Below are 17,592 nucleotides of genomic sequence, written 5' to 3'. Positions count from 1 at the left end.
CGGGCGTGAGGGAGTTGACGGTATGGAGTCTCGCCATCGGCATCTGCTGACCATCGGTTTCCTGGTGCTGGTCTTCGCAGTCTACCCGCTGGTCTTTCCCAAGTACCTGAACCTGGGGATCGGCATCGTCCTCTTCGGCGCCATGGCCCTGGCCTGGGACGTGCTGGGCGGCTGGGCGGGCCAGCTCTCCTTGGGGCACGCGGCCTTCGTGGGCATGGGCGCGTACGTGATGACGCTCCTCCTCCTGAACGTCGGGCTGGCCCCCTGGTGGGGCTCCCTCATCGCCGTGGCCGCTTCGGTGGGGCTGGCGCTGGCGTGGGGCTGGATCACCTTCCGCCTGCGGGGGCCCTACTTCACCCTCTCGACCATCGCCGTGGCGGAGATCCTGCGCCTGGTGGCGGTGAACTGGCGGAACGTGACGGGGGGCGCCCAGGGCCTCTTCATCTATGACATGCCCCGTCTCTTCGGCCTGGACCTCTTCGACCGCCAGGTGGAGTTCTACCTCTCTCTGGGGCTCCTCGCCGCGGCGCTGCTGGTGGTCTGGTGGCTCACGTGGAGCCGCTTCGGCTACTACCTGCAGGCCATCCGGGAGGACGAGGATGCGGCCATGGCCATGGGGGTGAACCCGCTCCGCTACAAGCTGGGGGCCTTCGCCATCAGCGGGGCGCTCACCGCCGCGGGCGGCGTGCTCTACGCCGTCTACCTCTCCTTCTTCGAGCCATACGGGGTGCTCGAGATCGAGCTCTCCATCGAGCTCGCCCTCATGTCCATCATCGGCGGCACCGGAACTCTTTACGGGCCGCTCATCGGGGCGGTGCTCCTCGAAGGGGCGGGCGACTGGCTCCGCACCACCCTGGGCGAGGCGAACCTGCTGGTCTACGGGCTCTTGATCATCCTGATCGTGCGCTTCGCGCCGTCAGGCGTGGTGGGGGCGGCTACGGGCCTCCTCCGCCGGCAGAGGAGGTGGCACCTTGTCGCTCCTGCAGGCCAGGAAGCTGACCGTCCGGTTCGGGGGGCTGACCGCCCTTAGGGACGTGGACCTGGGCGTGGAGGAAGGCGAGATCGTGGGGCTCATCGGGCCCAACGGCGCCGGCAAGACCACGTTCTTCAACGGCCTCAGCGGCTACGTGCGTCCCAGTTCGGGCTCCCTCACCTTCCTGGGGGAAGAGGTGACGGGGCTGCCGCCCTTCGAGCTGGCCCGCCGGGGCGTCGGGCGGACCTTCCAGATCGTCAAGCCCTTCCCCCACCTCTCGGTGCTGGACAACGTGCTGGTGGGCGCCTACCTCCGTCACCCCGCCCGGGCCGATGCGGTACGGAAGGCCCAGGAGGTCCTGGAGTTCGTAGAGCTGGCGGACCGGCGGGACCAGCTCGCCTCGGACCTGACCCTGGCCGGCCGCAAGCGGCTGGAGATCGCCAAGGCCCTGGCCACCGAGCCGCGCCTCCTCCTGCTGGACGAGGTGGTGGCCGGCCTCAACCCCACCGAGGCGGCCCAGACGGTGGGGCTGATCCGGCGGATCCGGGATCAAGGCATCACCATCGTCATCGTGGAGCACATCATGCAGGTGATCATGGACATCTCGGATCGCATCACCGTCCTGAACTACGGCAGTAAGATCGCCGAGGGCACCCCGGCCCAGGTGGCCCGCGACCGGACCGTGATCGAGGCGTACCTGGGCGAGTAGCGGGGGCGCCCGGCGGGGACCCAGGCGGGCACCTTCGGCGGACAGGCGAGGGGGAGGTTGGGCGGATGCTCGAAGTCCAAGGCATCGATGTTTTTTACGGGCAAGTGCAGGCCCTCTGGGACGTCTCCTTCCGTGTCGACGAAGGCGAGCTGGTGACCCTGGTGGGGGCGAACGGGGCGGGCAAGACCACCACCCTGCGGGCCCTGAGCGGGCTGCTCCGGCCCCGCACGGGCCAGATCCGCTTCCAGGGTGAGCCGATCCACACCCTCCCCGGCCACCGGGTGACGGACCTGGGCCTCGCCCACATCCCCGAGGGACGCCAGCTCTTCCCCGACATGACCGTGGAGGAGAACCTGCTCACGGGCTCCTACGTGTCCAGGGCCCGGTCCGCCCGGCAGCAGTCCTTGGAGCACGTCTACCAGGTCTTCCCCCGGCTTCAGGAGCGGCGCCGGCAGCTCGCGGGCTCGCTCTCGGGCGGGGAGCAGCAGATGCTCGCCATCGGCCGGGCACTCATGAGCCGGCCCCGCCTCCTGATGCTGGACGAGCCTTCCCTGGGCCTGGCCCCCATCCTGGTGAGGGAGGTCTTCCGCATCGTCCAGGAGATCCGCGACCAGGGGGTCACCGTCCTGCTGGTGGAGCAGAACGTCAACCAGGCCCTGACCGTGGCCGACCGCGCCTACGTCCTGGAGAACGGGCGGATCACCCTCCAGGGCCCCGGGCAGGAGCTCCTGGGCGACGAGCGGGTGCGGGCGGCGTACCTGGGGATCTAGCCAGGTCAGTAGAGAACGCCGTAGGGTTCCCGCCGGCTGGGGGAAGCTCGCGCCAACGGTGGCGCCACCACCTCTGCATTTCAACCCGGCCGACGGGTTCATCTACGCCGTGCAACCTGAACTGGGCAGTCTGGTGGCGACCGATCCAATGACGCCAAGGAACGATCGCTTTGTCCCGCCGGTGGCTCAAGGCCTGCGAATGCCTGCGTGCGTCCGCTTCGGCGAGGAAGGAAGCAGCATGTCGACTTGCTCGTTGGCTGACGGGGTCGTCTGGAAGGTGAACGACTACCTGTGACCAAGATGGGCCGGGGCCAGAGCCGACAGGGCCCTCCGACCGAGAAGGCCCTGTCGCACGTCGCAGGGGTCCTCGCCCTGCTGGCGCTGGCATCGCTGAGGCTCGTCGCCGAGCCGGAGCTCCAGCGCCTGCGGGGGGCGCCTTCCCCGGAGGCAGTCCCGTGACACCGGAGCCGCCGTCCCGCGGCGCGCCCCCGACCCGCTCCGCCCCTACGCCTGCAGCCGCAGCGGCTCCAGCAGGGCCCCCAGCTCGTCCAGCTCCTCCAGGCGCTCCACCTGGCGGAAGAAGGCCCGGGCCCGCTCCTCGGGCAGGTACGGCCGGGTGAGGCTGAGGAACTTGGCCTCCACCGCCGCCTGGTCCATCTGGTGGTGGTGGTGGCCCAGGGGCGCGTCCACCCGCTCGGTGTAGGTGCGGCCGGCGGCGGTCAGCTCGATCTGGGTGGGGATGTCGTCGGGGTAGCCGGCGGTGAAGGCCGGATCCTCCACCACCCGGATCTTCTGGATCAGCGCATGGAGCGCCGGGTCCTGGATGCGGCCGGGCTCGAAGCTGGCCGGGGTCACGTCCCCGTCCACCAGCGCCACCGCCACGCAGTAGGGCATGGAGTGGTCCGCCGTCTCCCGGGTGGTGGGGTGCCACTTCTCCTCCTCGCCGCCGATGATCTCCACCGCCACCTTGAAGGTGCGGATGACGATCTCCTCCACGGAGCCGGCATCCAGCCCGTCGGCCCGCATCCGCTCTCGGACGGCCAGGATCGCTTCGATGGCCGCCTGCGAGTGGTACTCGGCCGGGAAGTGCTTGATGTCCGTGTCCAGGAGCCTGAAGGAAGCACCCTCGCCGCCGAAGGCCGGCAGCTCCAGCGGGCCCGATACCTGACGGACGAAGCCCCGGGGCCCGTCGAAGACCTCCTCGGGCCCCGTCATCCCCGCCCGGGCCAGGTAGGCGGCGAAGACGCCGTTCCGGCTGGCGTTGGCGAAGGCGGCGCCCTTCCACATGGAGAGCTGCCCAACCCGGGTCTGGCGGAGCGCGACGTTGGGCGTGGCTGCCAGGGCGATGGCCTCCCGCGTGGCCCGCTCGTCCAGCCCCAGCACGCGGGCGGCGCCGGCGGCGGCCGAGACGGCGCCGTAGGTCACGTGGTCCCAGCCCCGGTCGCGGATGCTGGAGGCGTCGGCCAGGCGGGCCAGTATCTCGTAGGAGGCCACCAGGCCCGCCAGGAGCTCCCTGCCGCCCTTCCCCCCCGCCTGGGCCGCGGCCAGCACCGCCGCCAGGTTGTCGCTGGGGTGGCAGGCCTCTTTGGAAAGGTATGTGTCGTTGCAGTCCAGGTACCGGATCATGGCCCCGTTGGCGAAGGCGGCCAGGTCCGCGGAGGTGCGGCGCCCCTCGCCCACCACCTCGGCCTGGGGGTTGCCGCCCAGTACCCGGGCCACCTCCCGGGCGGCCCGTCCTGTGTCCGAATGGAAGGCTGCCACCGCACACCCAAGCGCGTCCAGGACGCGCAGCTTGGCCTTGAAGACGACGTCGTCGGGTAAGGCGTCGAAGCTCAGGTCAGCCACGTAGCGGGCGAGGCGTTGCGAGAGGTCGGGCACTCGGAAGTCCTCCTCGAGGTGAAATCGCAGTTTCGGCACAAGGGTGGCATTTCGCTCCCAGGGCCTGCTTCCCTGCCGGCGACGGGCTACGGGGTGCCCGGACCCCAGCGCACGCGTAGTTGTAAGATTAACGCTCGTACGTTAACGTTATCCGCCGCCGAAAGCGATCCTCCGCGGTCCTGAAAAGCCCATCGTTGTGGGAAAAACCGGCGGATAACGCTCCGGGAATCTTGTTAACTCCACGACGTTAATCTTGCAAGAGCACGAGCGGCTCGGTCTCCGCTCGGTCTCCGCTCGGTCTCCGCTCGGTCTCCACTCGAAGCCCGCTCGTTCGCCGTCCCACTCTCCCCATTGTTTCCCTGCCCCCGGCGCCCCGCCGCCTTTCATCGGGTTTCGCGGCAGGAATTCCCTGTACCTGCGCACAAGAAGATGATCACAATTCGCCGTACCACAAGCGCCGCCCACGGGGAGGCGAAAGCGGAGGTGGCTGGCGGAGGTGGCCATGGCCAGCGAGTCGACGGAATCACGAAAGGCCTTCGCACGGGGCGCCCTGCTGGTGGTGGCGGGCGCCTCGCTCTGGGGCACCCTTGGGCTCTTCGGCAAGACCCTCTACCAGGCCGGGCTGTCGCCGCTGGAGGTGGTGAGCGTCCGGGCGGCCGTGGGCTTCGCCGGGCTGGCCCTGTGGATGTTGCCCCGCGCCGGCCGCCTGCGGGTGCGGGCCCGCGACCTTCCCTTCTTCGCGGCCTACGGCCTGATCAGCATCGGCCTCTTCTACCTGCTCTACTTTGCCACCATCGAGCGGGCGCCGGTCTCGGTGGCCGCCGCCCTGCTCTACACGGCTCCCGCCTTCGTAGTGCTCCTCACCTGGATTCTGGGGGGCCCGCGGCCCGGGCGGCGGGAGCTGGCGGCCCTGGGCCTCGCTCTGGCCGGGGTCTTCCTGGTGACCGGCGCGCTCCGGGCCCTGGTGACGGGCGCGGGATCCGTCCCTGTCGCGGCCGTCGCCCTGGGCCTGGGGTCCGGCCTGACCTACGGGCTCTACAGCATCTTCGGCAAGCGGGCCCTGCGCCGCTACGACCCAGAGGTGGCGGTCTTCTACGCCTTCGGCTTCGGCGCCCTGGTGCTGGCCATGGCGGAGCCCCCGTGGCAGCCCCTGGCCGCCCATGGGGAGGCCCGGGGGATCCTGGGGATCCTGGGGCTCGTCCCCACCCTGGGCGCGTACCTGCTTTACACGCAGGGTCTGCGCGGGCTGCCCGCTCCCACGGCCAGCATGCTGGCCACGGTGGAGCCCGTGGTGGCCACGCTGCTGGGCATCGCGTTTCTGGGGGAGTCCGTCCAGGCCGATCGCCTCCTGGGCGTGCTCCTGGTCGCGGGCACCGGGCTCCTCCTGGCGCGGGGCTCGTCAGAAGAAGGCGCGGCCCGCCCAGCCAGCGGCGACGAAACCCACCACGTCCCCCAGTAGGCAGAGCGGCAGGGCGTAGCGGGAGCGCTTCACCCCCACCGCCCCCAGGTAGAGCGTGAGCACGTAGAACGTGGTCTCCGAGCTACCCTCCATGATGGACGCGGTTCGCCCGATCAGCGAGTCGGGACCGTACTGGCGCAGCAGGTCGGCCACGATGCCGAGCGCGGCGCCCCCCGAGAAGGGCCGGATGAGCATGAGGGGGAAGAGCTCCACGGGCAGCCGCAGGGCCCTCGCCAGCGGTCCCAGGGCGCGGGAGACGACGTCCATCACCCCGCCCGCCTGGAAGAGCCCCACGCCCACGTAGATGGCCATGATGAAGGGCAGGATCCGGACGCCCAGCTTCACCCCTTCGAGGGCGCCCTCCACGAAGGCGTCCAGGAGGTCCACGCCCCGGGCCAGGCCAACGATCAGGATCGTGCTCACCAGGATGGGGATCACCCAGCCCGCCATGGTCGCCCGCCTCTCCATCGCAAGGCCGGCGCCGGGCGGAGGACTCCGCCCCGGCGGATGATCCAGTCGACGACGAGGACGACGGCCAGCGGGATGGCCGTGGCCACGATGGAGGGTACCACGATGTCCGCCGGGTTGGCCGCCCCCGCGGCGGCCCGCAGGGCGATGGCCGTCGAGGGTATGAGCCCGATGGCGGCGCTGTTCATGGCCAGGAAGGTGATCATGGCGGGTGTGGCCTCGCCGGGACGCGGGTTGAGGCGGTTCAGCTCCTCCATGGTCTTGAGGCCGAAGGGGGTGGCGGCGTTGGCCAGGCCCAGGAAGTTGGCCGCCAGGTTGAGGGTCATGGGGCTGAAGGCAGGGTGGCCCTTGGGGACCTCGGGGAAGAAAGGCCGCACCAGGGGCGCGATGAGGCGAGCCAGGACGTCGAGGACGCCCGCACGCTCCGCGATGCGGCTGAGGCCGTACCAGAGGATGATGTAGATCATCACCTGGAGCCCGGCCTGGAAGCCGGCCGCCGCCTGGGTGAAGAAGGTCTGGGTGAGGGACGCGCCCATTCCCCGCCCCAGGCCCATCGCGAAACCGGACAGGACCATCGCCGCCCAGAGCCAGTTGACCACGCCCCGGCCTCCTCCCGCGCCCCGATCTTATGCAGGGGGGCCTGGGGGCATGCGGAGCCGAGCCGCCTTCGCCCCGAGGGACGGAGGTCCGCGTCGATCAGCGAGCAACGTCGACTCAGAGGACCTGCGCGTAGATCAGCTGCCCGTGGGAGCGGTTGCCGGCGTGGAAGCCGGCCCGGCGGGCAAGCTCGCCGTCTTCCGGGGTGTCCAGGATGCTGAGCCACTGCGGCGCCCCGGCGCCCGGCCAGCCTCTGGCCAGGGCCGCCAGGAGCAGCGCAGTGCCGGCGAGAGGGGCCAGGAGCAGATCGTCGTCGGGACCCGACCGTCCCAGGGCAGCCACCGCAGCCAGCATCCCCCGGCGTCGGGCCGTCCAGAGCACGCCCTGCCCGGCCAGGTCCGTCAGGCCGGCCGGGTGGAGGGAGACCCAGGCCCACTCCCAGACGAGCCCTGGCCGCACGGGGAGAAGCGAGGCGGGGGGGTCGTCGCGCAGCAACCCTGCCAGCCTCGCAGCCTCGGCCTCAGGGACCCGGGCCAGCTCCAGCCCGGCCAGAGGGTCCTCCTGCGGCGGCTCGTCCTCCCGGCGGGGCGCCCCCAGGGCACGGGCAGCCTCAGCCGCGCTGCTGTGCTCGTCCGCTGGTGCACCGCCATCGTTCACCGCTTCCCGTTCCATCAACCAGCTGCGTCGTTCCAGGCGGAAGCCGGAGCGCTCCACCAGGTGGCGGGAGACGGCGTTTCGTTCGGAGACCATGAGCCGAGCGATCGCGCCCCGCCCCGCCAGCTCCCGGGCCGCATCCAGCGAGGCCTGGGTCAGCAGGCGGGCGATCCCCCTCCGGCGGACGGCGGGGTCCACCCGCAGGCCTTCCAGCCATGCTGAGCCATCCGCCAGACGCTGCACGTGGGCGATCCCCACGGCGCGGCCGCCCAGGTCTGCGGCCAGCAGGCGCCCCCGGGCGTCGTTGAGCCAGTCCTCCCACACGTAGGGGATGTAGTCTCCGCCCGGCCAGGTGTTCGCGCAGAAGTCCAGCACCGCGCCGCGGTCCGCAGCGACGGCGGGGCGGACGGATACCTCGCGAGGGTCACCGTCTCCCTGATCCGCGCCGGCCCTTGAGATCTTGCCCTCGCCGTTCACCGAGCCACCCCCCGATCCGCCTCCGCGGTGCGCGCCCCGTCGGGTCCCGGGCGTACGCCGTACAGGATGGCGCCGCGGCGGGCCAGGGTCTCCACCCAGTCGGCCGGCAGGAGCGTGACCGGGCGGGCGTAGTTCTGCTTCTCAAAGGTGTCCCAGTCCAGGCGGGTGTCGGACGGGATGCCCACCAGCCGGGCTTCGGGCAGCCGGATGAGCGCACCGCCCGAGTGGCCCGACTCGATGGCCGCGTCGGTCTGGAGCAGCACCCGGCGGCCCTCGTGCTCGGCGAAGCCCGAGAGCACGCCCCGGGTGAGGCTGAGGGGGATCCTGCCTGCCGTCTGGGCGATGGCCGGGTAGCCGATGACCATCACCTCGTCCCCCAGCCGGAGGGCGCCCGGCGACAGGTCCAGGGGAATCCAGGGAAAGATGGGCCCGCGGGCGGGGACGCCGTTCAGGTCCCGGGTGATCTGCAGGAGGGCGAGGTCGTAGCGGGGCAGGGCGTGCAGGACCTCGGCCACGAAGTACTGGGTGGCTGCGCCCCGGGACTCGTGCGGAAGCCCGACGATCAGCTCCACCGGGTTGCCCGACTCGTCCCGCAGCAGCCCGCCCTCGCAGCCGAAGAGCTCGTCGGCGAAGCGGCACTCGCCCACCACGTGGTAGCTGGTGAGGATGAGGCCGTCGGGCGTCACCAGGGTGCCGGAGGCGCTCCCTTCCGGGGTGGAGATCTGCACCGTCGCCCGGATGGCCCGCTCCAGGGGGGAGAGGGCGGCGACCGTCTGGGGCAGGGGCGGCTTGTACTCCGGGTACGGAGGAAGCGGGCGCCGGAAGCTGAGCTCGATCTCGTAGCGGATCGAGGTGGGCTCCCAGTTCACCACGCCCACCAGCCACCGCCGGGGCGCACCGGCCGGAAGGCGCACCTCCAGCCGCTCGTTTTCGCGGCCGGTCATGGCCTTGTAGGGGAAGTCGCCCATACCGGGCTCCAGGGGCACCTCTGGGGTGGCCACCAGGTCCAGGGGGCCGGCGGCGTCGAAGAGGCCCACCTCGAAACGGTCCTGCCCCTCGGGGAGCACGACCCGCCAGAACCGGAGGAGGTCGTCGTTCGCCACCACCCCCGCCCGTCGCACCCCCGGCTCCAACTGGCCCTCTACCGGGGGAACCGCGGGGCCCTGGGGCCCCTGCTCGCCCGACGCCGACAGCCCCCGCGTCCCGGGTGCGCCCCCCAGACCGGGTTGCTCAACTCCTCGAGGGCCGCCGGGAGCCGGGGCCTCGCCCGGAGGGCCGCCCCCGCGCCGTCGCCGGCAGCCCCCGCGCCGTCCCGTCCGGGCGGGCCGCCCGCAGGCGGGTCCTCCAGGCGCAGCGAAAGGCTGTAGCGTCCCCGCTGCCACCCCAGGGCCGTGTTGGCCAGCACGCGGTAGGTCCCGTCCTGCGGTGCCTGGGCGCGGATGGCCGCGTCATAGGGCCCCGGCCCCGAGTCGTCGTCCCCGGCCAGGAGCTCGCCGCCGGGACCGTAAAGCCAGAGGTACGGGTCCACCTCGTCCGAGCGCATCACCAGCTCGATCCGCTGGCCGCGCCGGGCCTCGAACCAGTATGCGTGGAAGGGGCTGTCGTCGTCCAGCCGCGGATCCTGCACCGTGAAGGCCCGCTCCAGGGACCGGCCGGGAACGAGTTCGTCCGCTGGACCCGCTGCGCCGGCCTCCCAAGAGGCGGAGCCGCCAGCCGGAACCGCCTGCGCATCGCCTGCGCCGGAGGCCGCGGCAGCGGCGAGCCCGACGGGCGCGGAGCCCAGAAGGCCGGCGCACGCTCCCACCAGCAGCATCGACACAGCCCTTCGGAGCCATTCGCCTCTCCGCACGTGTGGCATCCTCAACTCACCGCCGCTCCAGCCGGTAGGCGCCGCTGGCCCCCGGCCGCCCGCTGCTCACCCACACCCGGTGCTCGCCGGACTCCTCCGCCTTCCACGTGAGCACGAAGCTCTGTCCGGCTACGCCCGCGAGGCGGCCGACCCACGCGCCTGAGGGGGCCACCACCAGGACCAGGGGGTCGAAGGCCGCCACGACCCGCAGGGAGATCGCTTCTCCAGCCTCGGCCTGGAGCCGATACTCCCGGTACCACCCGCCCCCTGCAAGCCCGGGCGCGCCCGGGCCCAGCTCGCCCTCCACAGTCTCTCCGGTGCGGAGCCAGCTGTCGTCGGTCCGGCTCTCCCCAGGAGGCCACCGCCCCGGCTCCGCCCTCGCCTCCAACCGGTACCGGCCCGTCGCCCCCGCGTGGTACGAGGTGACCCGCACCCGGTGCAGGCCCTCCTCCTCGGCTCGGGCGGTCAGACGCTCCGGCTCGTCGGGGCCGCCGTCGTCGGCCTCGGCCACCACGTCCCCCCGGGGATCCAGCAGCTGGAGCACCCCGTCGAACCCTGTGGGCCTCAGACCAAGCTCGATCCTGTCGCCCAGGGATAGGGGAAGGTCGTAGGTGTCGGCGAAGCGCCCGTCGGGCAGCAGGAGATCACGCTCCTCGAGCCGGCCGGCCACCACGGCGGGAGCCGACGCGAAAGGGACGAGGGCCGGACCGGTAACGGAACTCGTGGACTCGGAGCCGCCAGCCCCCGTCACCGGAATCCCGGTCACCAGCGCAGCCAGCAGGAAGGGCATCCAACCGATCCGCCAGGAGCGCCCCAAGACTCGTCCGCGGGCCGGTGGCCGAACCTGCGTAGGTCCCTCCAGACCTTTGATCTCGACCGTCCGCACCTGCATCCAGCTCCCTCCCGGAGCCGATCCCCAGCGGTCCCCGTCCCCGGTTCATCCCTGACTCAGATACCGCGCCTCCAGCTCCCGCACCTCGGGGAGACCGATGATCTCGTCCCGTTCCTTGAATCCCGCCATCTCGCCCGCCATGAGCCCCGTATCGCCTCGCTCCCGGAGCATCCGCGCCGCCCGTTGCATGCCCCGGATCGCCGCCCGCTGGAGGTCCGAGGGAACGATCATCAGCCGGTAGCCCATGGCCTCCAGCCGCTCCGCGGGAACCAGTGGCGTCTTGCCGCCGTGGAACATGTTCACCAGCAGCGGTATGCCGGCCAGCTCCCGGCCGATCCGCTCCAGCTCCTCCTCGGAACGGGGCGCCTCCACGAAGATCATGTCGGCCCCCACCTCGGCATAGAGCCGTCCCCGGCGGATGGCCTCGTCGAGGCCCAGCACGGCCCGGGCGTCGGTGCGGGCAATCACCACGAAGGCCGGGTCCAGGCGGGCGTCGAGGGCAGCCTGGATCTTGCGGACCATCTCCTCGGCTTCCACCACTTCCTTGCCCTCATAGTGCCCGCACTTCTTGGGCGTCACCTGGTCCTCCAGGTGGACGCCCGCGGCGCCCGCCCGCTCCAGCGTCCGGATGGTCCGGATCACGTTGATCTCGTTCCCGTATCCGGTATCGGCATCGGCCACCAGGGGGAGCGACGTGACCTCCCGAATCTCCTCCAGGCGCTTGGCGGTCTCGGTGAGTGAGACCAGGCCCACGTCGGGAACGCCCATGCTCCGGGCCACGGCGCCGCCCGAGACGTAGAGCGCCTCGAACCCCGCCTGCTCGGCGATCCGGGCCGACAGCCCATCGTACACCCCCGGGGCCACCAGGATTCGATCCCGGACCAGGAGCTCCCGGAGACGGGCAGGCCCTGCCATGGACTGCAACACCGGGTGCCCTCCTTCGCTTGCGAGCGCTTCGGCCGGCGCCGGCCATCGCGCCGGGCTCGACGGAGGGGTTCGCCCCGGGCGGGCCGGGACCCTGCAGGGGCCGACGCGGCGCCAGAACGGGGCCGAAGCGGGCCGGGGGGGAGGGGGCACGCCCTTCTCCATCGCGTGCGAAGTTAACGCGCAGACGTTAACGTCATACGCCCGGACGCGTGGCTTCTCGGATCCCGTCCTGAAGGGCTTTGTAACAAGTTCGCGTCCCCTGAGCACGCGGGATAAACGTTCACGTCTGGACGTTCATTTCACACAGATGTCGGAGTGTCCCCCTCATCCCTGCCCGTGGACCAGCGGGCCAGACGGCCGAACCCCCACCCGCCGTCCGGGGGCAGGGCAAAGGGCGTGGTACATGGAAGACGACCAGCGGAGGGATGGGGCAGTGGAACGCCAAGCTCGGAGGACACCCGGGAACGGTGAGAGGCCCAGCGGTAACGCGCCGGGCCGCGCCGGAGCGGGCCCTGTGCCGGAAGAGGTCCAGGCCCTGGACACGGCCGCCCGGGAGGCCATGGACACGGGCCGGCCGGACGAGGCGGAGGCGCTCCTTCGGGAGGCCCTTCGGCTGGATCCAGCGGCGGCGCCCGTGCGCACCAACCTGGCCGCGTGCCTGGGGATGCAAGGACGGCTGCAAGAGGCCGAGGCCGAGCTGCGCGAGGTCCTGGCCCGCCACCCGGCGTACCTCTTCCCCAGGGCCCTCCTGGTCGCCCTCATCGCCCAGGCGGGCCGGGAGGAGGAAGCCCGGCGCGAGGCGGATCGGGCCGTGGAGCTCGCAACGCGGGAAACCCCCGACCCGGCCGCCGCGGACCAACTGGTGAGCGCGCTGGGGCTCCTGGACCACGACGCCGGCCTGGAAGCCCTCTTCGTCGTCCTTCAGCCCCTGGCGGCCCACCTGAGCCCCGAGTCCCTCTGCACCCTGGCCCTGGCCGCCCATCGGGTGGGGCGGGACGGCAGCGCCTTCGAGGAGGCGCTCGGGCGGCATCCTGCAGCGGGCTACGAGCCGTTCGCATCGGGCTTGGAGGCTCTTCGCAGCAGCCGGATCGAGAAGCTCGTCCACCTCCAGCGCCGCTGGCTGGCCGAGGAACTTCGGCAGCAGGCGGACCGGTGGGCGCGCACGGGCCGGCTCCCCGAGGCCGAGGCGCACTACCGGCGGGTGCTGGAGCTGGTGCCCGACGCGGTGGGCAGCCGCATCAACCTGTCGAACCTCTACCGGTCCGTGGGGCGGCTGGAAGAGGCCCAGGCGCTCCTTGAGGAAGCGGCGGCGCATCAGGATCACCCCGGCGTCCTCCTGAACCTGGCCGGCGTGCTCACCGAGCGGGGGGAGCTGGGCCAGGCCGAGGCGCTGATGGAGCAGCTCGATGTCGCGGTCCTGGACGAGCCGCTCCAGGTGCTCTTCCACCTGGTGCAGGCCGAGGGCTGGAGCCGTGCGGGAGACCACGGGCGGGCCCTTGCGGCATGGGAGGAGGCGGCCCGGATCGATCCGGACGCGGAGGAGGTCCGCCGCACCCGGGCCGAGATCGACCGGCGCCGGGAGGAGTCGGAGGTGCTGAGCCTCCTCCATGTGTACCAGGACCGGCGCCGGGAACGGCTGGAGCGGGCCATCCTGCGGGCCGAGGGGGGCGAGAGGCCGCCGGTGCGCGAGCTGCTGCGGGTGCTGACGCCGGACAACCTCCAGGCCGTCTGGCGCCACTACCGGGAGGATCCTCCCCCTGCAGGAAGGGCCGCGACGGTAGACGCCCTTGCCCGAACGGCGGCAGAGCGCCTGCCCGAGACGCTCGCCTCTCTCTCGAAGGCGGAACGGGCCGTGCTCGAGGAGGTGTCCCAGGCCGGCGGGGCCATGCCCCTGGAGGCGCTGGCAGAGCACCACCCCGGTTTTCGGCAGGACTCCTGGTTCTGGGATCGCACGCCGCCCGAGGGTCCCGTGGGGCGTCTCCGTTTCCTCCAAGTGCTGGGGTTCGGACGGCTCGGGGCCCGAGAGGAGCCTGTTGCATTTCTGCCCAGGGAGGTCAGGGCATGTCGATAGCGAACGTCGCTCTCGCCCAGGGGTGCGCCGTCTCGACTCCGGCATCGCTGGGCGCCGAGGCGCTCACGCGGGGACCGCCAGCACGACCCCGATGCCGTCGGGGTCCGTCAGCTCCACTCCTCGCGCGCCTGCGTCCACCATCGGGTCGCCAGCCCGTGCCCCGGGCCCGCCGTTCCCGGCGGACGTACCCTGCCGGCGAGGGTCGGCTGGACTGGAGGCGAACCGGCCGATGTCTACGGTCGAGAAGGGTGCGCCCGCCTCCTTGAGGCGGTCCACCAAGGAGTCGAACCCTTCGGGAGGCACCCAGAGGACGTAGGAGACGAGGCCCGTGCTTCGCGCAGGCGGCTGGAGAGCCCCCTCGCCCTCCCAGGTGTTGAACCCGAGATGGTGGTGGTAGCCGCCTACCGAGATGAAGAGGGCGCTCGGTCCGTACCGGAGCATCACGTCGAAACCCAGCAGGTCGCAGTAGAAGCGACGGCTCCGTTCGAGATCGGCCACGTTCAGGTGCACGTGACCCACACGCGTGCCCGGGTCCGCGCCCCCCTCCGTGGCGGCCGCGACCGCCAGCAGGTCGTCCAGGTCCAGGGGCAGGGTACCCATGCGGACGCGGCCGTTTGGTCCGTACCAGCCGGAGCGGGGTCGGTCGGCATAGAGCGCGCCGGGTGCCTCGAGGTACGGGCTCGCCGGAGGGAACGAATGGTTGACCACCCTAAGGGTGTAGGAAGGGATGAGGGCATGCCCCCCACCAACCGCCAGCGCCAGTTCCTGGAGAGGTTGATCGCCCTCTACCGGCGCAGCCGGGAACCCGTCCCTTATGACGCGCTGGGCCGTGCACTGGGCGTCAGCCGCTGGACGGCCTATGACATCGCCCGGAGCCTGATGCGCCAGGGCCTGGCGCAATCGGTCTACCAGCCGGGGTCCGGCGGACCCGGGCGCCGCCGCGTGGCTTTCGCGCCCACCCCCGAGGCCCTGCGCTCCTGGCCGGAACGGGGCGGTCGGGGGCCGAGCCGGACCCAGTGGACCGCGCTCCGATCCACCTTGCTGGCGCAGGCCCGTCGGTTCCAGGAAGCGCCTACCTCCGTGCTCCGGGAGCTGCGGAACCAGATCGATGGTTTGGACGACCGCCTGGCCTATGCCGCGCATGCAGCCCTCTTCCTCCTGCTGGCCGCCTGGAACCAGGCGCGAGGCGCGTCCACGCTCGCCTCGAGGCTGCTCTCCGGGATGGAATCGCCCGGAGTGGGGCTCACGGCCTTTGTCGCCGCCCTCGGGGGCGCGCTCGTGGGCCAGACGGACAGCGACGTGGAACCCCTGGCCGAGCACCTCACGCGCTCCATCGCCGCCTTGCCGGCAGACGAGGTGCGCCGGCTTGTCGGGTTGGTTCGGGATGCAGGCCGCGAGGCCGGACTGTCCGTGAGCTGAGCGCCGTGTCCCGATGGGGCTCTCGCCGGGATCTCGTGCCGGCGTATATTTTGGTTTCTTGAAGCCTTCCTGAAGGAGAATAGGGAGGATATCCATGGAACGCCCGAAGACGTCTCACGATGGCCACACGCTACCGAGCGCTGGGCCCGGGCCGGGTGTCGGCCTGGCCCTGGGCGGAGGCGCCGCGCGGGGTCTGGCGCACATCGGGGTCATCCAGGAGTTGGAGGCCCGGGGTCTCTCGATCACCCACCTGGCTGGATGCAGCATGGGGGCGGTGGTGGCGGCAGCCTACGCCTGTGGCACCCTGGATCGGCTGGTGGAGAGAACCCGAGGCCTGCAGTATCCCGAGCTGGTACGCTGGATCCGCTTCAACGGCGGCATCCTGGACGGGGACCGGGTATATCGGGAGCTTCAGGACCTCACGGGGGCCTTGACCTTCGACGATCTCCCGGTGGAGCTCGTGCTGGTGGCCACCGACCTCGCCACGGGCGAGCCGGTCCGGCTGGACCGGGGCGAGGTGGCCCGCGCCGTACAGGCCTCCATGTCGGTACCTGGTCTCCTGCCTCCGGTCTCTGTGAACGGACGCTGGCTCGTTGACGGCGGGTTGGTCGAGCTGGTCCCTGTGGGGCCGCTGGCGGAGATGGGCGCGGAATATCGGGTGGCCGTGGACGTCTCCAACCGCGCGGACATCTGGGGGCGGCTGGCGCGAGCAGGCCGGGTGGCCTACCGGCAAGTCCGCGGCCACGACCGGCTGGCGTCTTGCGTGCAGGGGCACGCCTTCTCCTCGGGCCAGAGGGCGTGGTCCACGCGGTCCACCCTCGCCCACGCCTTTGAGATCAGCGAGGCCCGTGCCCACTGGGCGAACGATGGGACGGAAGGCACGGAGAACCCGCCGCTGGACTGCGTGCTTCATCCCGATCTCAGCCGCTATCATGGCCACCAGTTCCACGAGGTGGAAGAGCTCATCGAAGCAGGGCGGCAAGCGGTTCGCCGTGCCTCGCAGCACCTGCCGCCGGAGAACGCCGCCTGCGCCCGCTCGCTCGGAGGGAACGCCGGCGTACCGGCTGGGGGAACGGAGGCGGGTGCCGTTGCGCGTCGCGCTCTTCAGTGACTCCTTCCGCGAGGACCTGGGCGGCCTCACCCGAGCCGTGATCCGGCTCCACGATGGTCTCGTGGCGCGAGGGCACACGGTTCGCGTCTACACCCTGCACCAGCGGGCGGGGCCCCTCCACCCGGCGGATCGGATCTTCGTCCCCGCTGTGCCCGTAAGCTGGCTTCCGTGGGCTCCCCCGGACAGCTGGGCGGCGTGGAACGGAGCGGCCGTGTACCGGTCGCTGGAAGCCTGGGCGCCGGACGTGGTCCACCTGCACTCGCCCCTGCCGGTGGGCTGGTGGGGGCTCCTTGCGGCCCGGCGACTCGGCGTTCCCGTCCTCTCCACCTGCCACGCCAACCCTGAGGCTCCTTCGGCCTTCCTCCTGGGAGGCCAAGCTCGGGGTAAACGAAGGGTGATGGGCGAGTCGGTCTTGAGCCGGGCGAGCCGGGCCTACCAGCGGGCCTTCTACGGCCGCTGCGATGCCGTCGTCGCCCCCAGCCCCAGCACCGCGTCGCTGCTTCGTGCGATGGGGGTCCGGCGTCCCATCCACGTCATCCCCAACGGCGTGGACCTGAGCCGCTTCACGCTCGAGCCCGGCTGGGCCCCCGGCGCCGCGCCCCCGAACCACCCGCCCCGCGTCCTCTACGCCGGGCGCCTCAGCGCGGAGAAGGGTGTGGAAACCCTTCTGGCGGCCGTCCAGGAGCTCTGGGCGCGTGGGGTGGGCATGGAACTGGTCGTGGCCGGGAGCGGCCCCCTGGAAGGTCGGGTTCGGGCCTGGGCCTACCGGGCGCCAGGACGCGTCACCCTGCTGGGGAAGGTCGGCTGGGAGTCGATGCCCGAGGTCTACCGGTCGTGCGACCTCCTGTGCCTGCCCAGCCCCCTCGAAACCGAGGGGCTGGCCGCCATCGAGGCCATGGCCTCGGGCCTCCCCGTCGTCGGTGTCGCCGAGGGAGCGCTGGTGGACCTGGTGCGCCCGGGGTTCAACGGCCTGCTTGCCACCCCGGGCGACCCCACCGGCCTCGCGGACGCCCTGGCGCGGATCGTCGTCGACCCCGAAGCCCGCCGTCGCCTCGTCCCGGGAGCCCTGGCAACGGCCCGCGCCCGCGACAGCCAGCACTTCCTGGACCAGCTGGTATCGCTCTACGCCTACCTGGCTTCCACCGGCGACGCGGGCCGGGAGAGAGGGCCCCATGATCAAGAGCCGCTGCGCCCACCCTCCCCCGCAGCGCCCGGGGATGGTCGATGATGGGACAGGGCACCGAGTGGTTCGCGCTGAACGGCTGGCGTACCTGGTAGGCGCTGACGTCCCAGAATGAAGGGACGTGAGCCCCGAGGCCCGGCCCGGCCGGAGCTCGA

At 71.7% G+C, this 17,592-nt stretch carries 18 protein-coding genes; 9 read left to right on the top strand and 9 right to left on the bottom strand.

The window, feature by feature from the left end:
- Positions 1 to 22: 22 nt before the first annotated feature.
- From LIP_RS03585 to LIP_RS18815, 4 genes are all read left to right on the top strand, one after another.
- Positions 23 to 1,030 carry a branched-chain amino acid ABC transporter permease gene (locus LIP_RS03585; protein WP_082725811.1) on the top strand — a complete coding sequence of 336 codons (1,008 nt, stop codon included), beginning with the start codon at positions 23 to 25 and terminating at the stop codon, positions 1,028 to 1,030.
- A complete protein-coding gene (locus LIP_RS03580) occupies positions 972 to 1,682 on the top strand; it encodes an ABC transporter ATP-binding protein (protein ID WP_068134455.1) in 711 nt (236 codons plus the stop codon). Before LIP_RS03585 ends, LIP_RS03580 begins: the two co-directional genes overlap by 59 nt.
- Before the next feature lie 65 nt (positions 1,683 to 1,747).
- Entirely contained in the window at positions 1,748 to 2,452 is a 705-nt protein-coding gene (locus LIP_RS03575) for an ABC transporter ATP-binding protein (protein ID WP_068134446.1), read from the top strand.
- A 291-nt stretch (positions 2,453 to 2,743) separates the two neighbouring features.
- The gene (locus LIP_RS18815; RefSeq protein ID WP_158509542.1) at positions 2,744 to 2,911 is read left to right on the top strand and encodes a hypothetical protein; all 168 of its coding nucleotides are present in this window, start codon (positions 2,744 to 2,746) and stop codon (positions 2,909 to 2,911) included.
- A 45-nt stretch (positions 2,912 to 2,956) separates the two neighbouring features.
- Here LIP_RS18815 and LIP_RS03570 read toward each other — a convergent pair whose 3' ends face one another.
- Positions 2,957 to 4,330 (bottom strand): MmgE/PrpD family protein, encoded by a 1,374-nt coding sequence (locus LIP_RS03570; RefSeq protein ID WP_068134443.1) that lies wholly within the window; start codon positions 4,328 to 4,330, stop codon positions 2,957 to 2,959.
- A gap of 502 nt (positions 4,331 to 4,832) precedes the next feature.
- Here LIP_RS03570 and LIP_RS03565 point away from each other — a divergent pair.
- The gene (locus tag LIP_RS03565; RefSeq protein ID WP_068141457.1) at positions 4,833 to 5,789 is read left to right on the top strand and encodes a DMT family transporter; all 957 of its coding nucleotides are present in this window, start codon (positions 4,833 to 4,835) and stop codon (positions 5,787 to 5,789) included.
- Here the strand turns inward: LIP_RS03565 and LIP_RS03560 are convergent.
- From LIP_RS03560 to LIP_RS03530, 7 genes are all read right to left on the bottom strand, one after another.
- Entirely contained in the window at positions 5,730 to 6,239 is a 510-nt protein-coding gene (locus LIP_RS03560; RefSeq protein WP_198409696.1) for a spore maturation protein, read from the bottom strand. The two genes, LIP_RS03565 and LIP_RS03560, sit on opposite strands and share 60 nt — an antisense overlap.
- Positions 6,224 to 6,856 (bottom strand): nucleoside recognition domain-containing protein, encoded by a 633-nt coding sequence (locus tag LIP_RS03555; protein WP_068134434.1) that lies wholly within the window; start codon positions 6,854 to 6,856, stop codon positions 6,224 to 6,226. Before LIP_RS03555 ends, LIP_RS03560 begins: the two co-directional genes overlap by 16 nt.
- A 115-nt stretch (positions 6,857 to 6,971) precedes the next feature.
- A complete protein-coding gene (locus LIP_RS03550; protein ID WP_068134431.1) occupies positions 6,972 to 7,985 on the bottom strand; it encodes a GNAT family N-acetyltransferase in 1,014 nt (337 codons plus the stop codon).
- The gene (locus LIP_RS03545; RefSeq protein WP_068134430.1) at positions 7,982 to 9,118 is read right to left on the bottom strand and encodes a S1 family peptidase; all 1,137 of its coding nucleotides are present in this window, start codon (positions 9,116 to 9,118) and stop codon (positions 7,982 to 7,984) included. Before LIP_RS03545 ends, LIP_RS03550 begins: the two co-directional genes overlap by 4 nt.
- A gap of 8 nt (positions 9,119 to 9,126) precedes the next feature.
- Positions 9,127 to 9,798, bottom strand: a complete 672-nt coding sequence (locus tag LIP_RS03540) for a PPC domain-containing protein (protein ID WP_068134428.1) — start codon at positions 9,796 to 9,798, stop codon at positions 9,127 to 9,129.
- Between the two features lie 52 nt (positions 9,799 to 9,850).
- Complete coding sequence (locus LIP_RS03535) at positions 9,851 to 10,726, bottom strand: hypothetical protein (protein ID WP_068134427.1); 876 nt, start codon at positions 10,724 to 10,726, stop codon at positions 9,851 to 9,853.
- A 45-nt stretch (positions 10,727 to 10,771) separates the two neighbouring features.
- Complete coding sequence (locus tag LIP_RS03530; RefSeq protein WP_068141455.1) at positions 10,772 to 11,641, bottom strand: isocitrate lyase/PEP mutase family protein; 870 nt, start codon at positions 11,639 to 11,641, stop codon at positions 10,772 to 10,774.
- A 526-nt stretch (positions 11,642 to 12,167) separates the two neighbouring features.
- Between LIP_RS03530 and LIP_RS19940 the strand changes: the two genes are divergently transcribed.
- Positions 12,168 to 13,724, top strand: coding sequence for a tetratricopeptide repeat protein (locus LIP_RS19940; RefSeq protein ID WP_068134425.1), 1,557 nt, complete (start codon positions 12,168 to 12,170; stop codon positions 13,722 to 13,724).
- Between the two features lie 63 nt (positions 13,725 to 13,787).
- Here LIP_RS19940 and LIP_RS18810 read toward each other — a convergent pair whose 3' ends face one another.
- Positions 13,788 to 14,324, bottom strand: coding sequence for a VOC family protein (locus LIP_RS18810; RefSeq protein WP_158509541.1), 537 nt, complete (start codon positions 14,322 to 14,324; stop codon positions 13,788 to 13,790).
- A 135-nt stretch (positions 14,325 to 14,459) separates the two neighbouring features.
- Between LIP_RS18810 and LIP_RS18805 the strand changes: the two genes are divergently transcribed.
- The 3 genes from LIP_RS18805 to LIP_RS03505 all read left to right on the top strand — a co-directional run bounded on the left by LIP_RS18805 (position 14,460) and on the right by LIP_RS03505 (position 17,482).
- Entirely contained in the window at positions 14,460 to 15,143 is a 684-nt protein-coding gene (locus LIP_RS18805) for a hypothetical protein (RefSeq protein WP_068134419.1), read from the top strand.
- Positions 15,144 to 15,237: 94 nt separating this feature from the next.
- Positions 15,238 to 16,254, top strand: coding sequence for a patatin-like phospholipase family protein (locus LIP_RS03510; RefSeq protein ID WP_068134417.1), 1,017 nt, complete (start codon positions 15,238 to 15,240; stop codon positions 16,252 to 16,254).
- Positions 16,232 to 17,482, top strand: a complete 1,251-nt coding sequence (locus LIP_RS03505) for a glycosyltransferase (protein ID WP_068134414.1) — start codon at positions 16,232 to 16,234, stop codon at positions 17,480 to 17,482. The genes LIP_RS03510 and LIP_RS03505 overlap by 23 nt, the downstream gene beginning before the upstream one ends.
- Positions 17,483 to 17,592: the final 110 nt, after the last annotated feature.

The sequence above is a fragment of the Limnochorda pilosa genome, from assembly GCF_001544015.1.
GTDB classification, from domain to species: Bacteria; Bacillota; Limnochordia; order Limnochordales; family Limnochordaceae; genus Limnochorda; species Limnochorda pilosa.
The sequence above is the reverse complement of the archived record's forward strand: the minus strand, read 5'-3'. Positions and strand labels throughout refer to the sequence as shown.

Coding starts and splice junctions, on each gene's coding strand:
- LIP_RS03585 (WP_082725811.1), top strand. CDS start 23: ATGGAGTCTCGCCATCGGCATCTGCTGACCATCGGTTTCCTGGTGCTG.
- LIP_RS03575 (WP_068134446.1), top strand. CDS start 1,748: ATGCTCGAAGTCCAAGGCATCGATGTTTTTTACGGGCAAGTGCAGGCC.
- LIP_RS03565 (WP_068141457.1), top strand. CDS start 4,833: ATGGCCAGCGAGTCGACGGAATCACGAAAGGCCTTCGCACGGGGCGCC.
- LIP_RS03560 (WP_198409696.1), bottom strand. CDS start 6,239: ATGGCGGGCTGGGTGATCCCCATCCTGGTGAGCACGATCCTGATCGTT.
- LIP_RS03540 (WP_068134428.1), bottom strand. CDS start 9,798: ATGCTGCTGGTGGGAGCGTGCGCCGGCCTTCTGGGCTCCGCGCCCGTC.
- LIP_RS03535 (WP_068134427.1), bottom strand. CDS start 10,726: ATGCAGGTGCGGACGGTCGAGATCAAAGGTCTGGAGGGACCTACGCAG.
- LIP_RS03530 (WP_068141455.1), bottom strand. CDS start 11,641: ATGGCAGGGCCTGCCCGTCTCCGGGAGCTCCTGGTCCGGGATCGAATC.
- LIP_RS18810 (WP_158509541.1), bottom strand. CDS start 14,324: ATGGGTACCCTGCCCCTGGACCTGGACGACCTGCTGGCGGTCGCGGCC.
- LIP_RS18805 (WP_068134419.1), top strand. CDS start 14,460: ATGCCCCCCACCAACCGCCAGCGCCAGTTCCTGGAGAGGTTGATCGCC.
- LIP_RS03510 (WP_068134417.1), top strand. CDS start 15,238: ATGGAACGCCCGAAGACGTCTCACGATGGCCACACGCTACCGAGCGCT.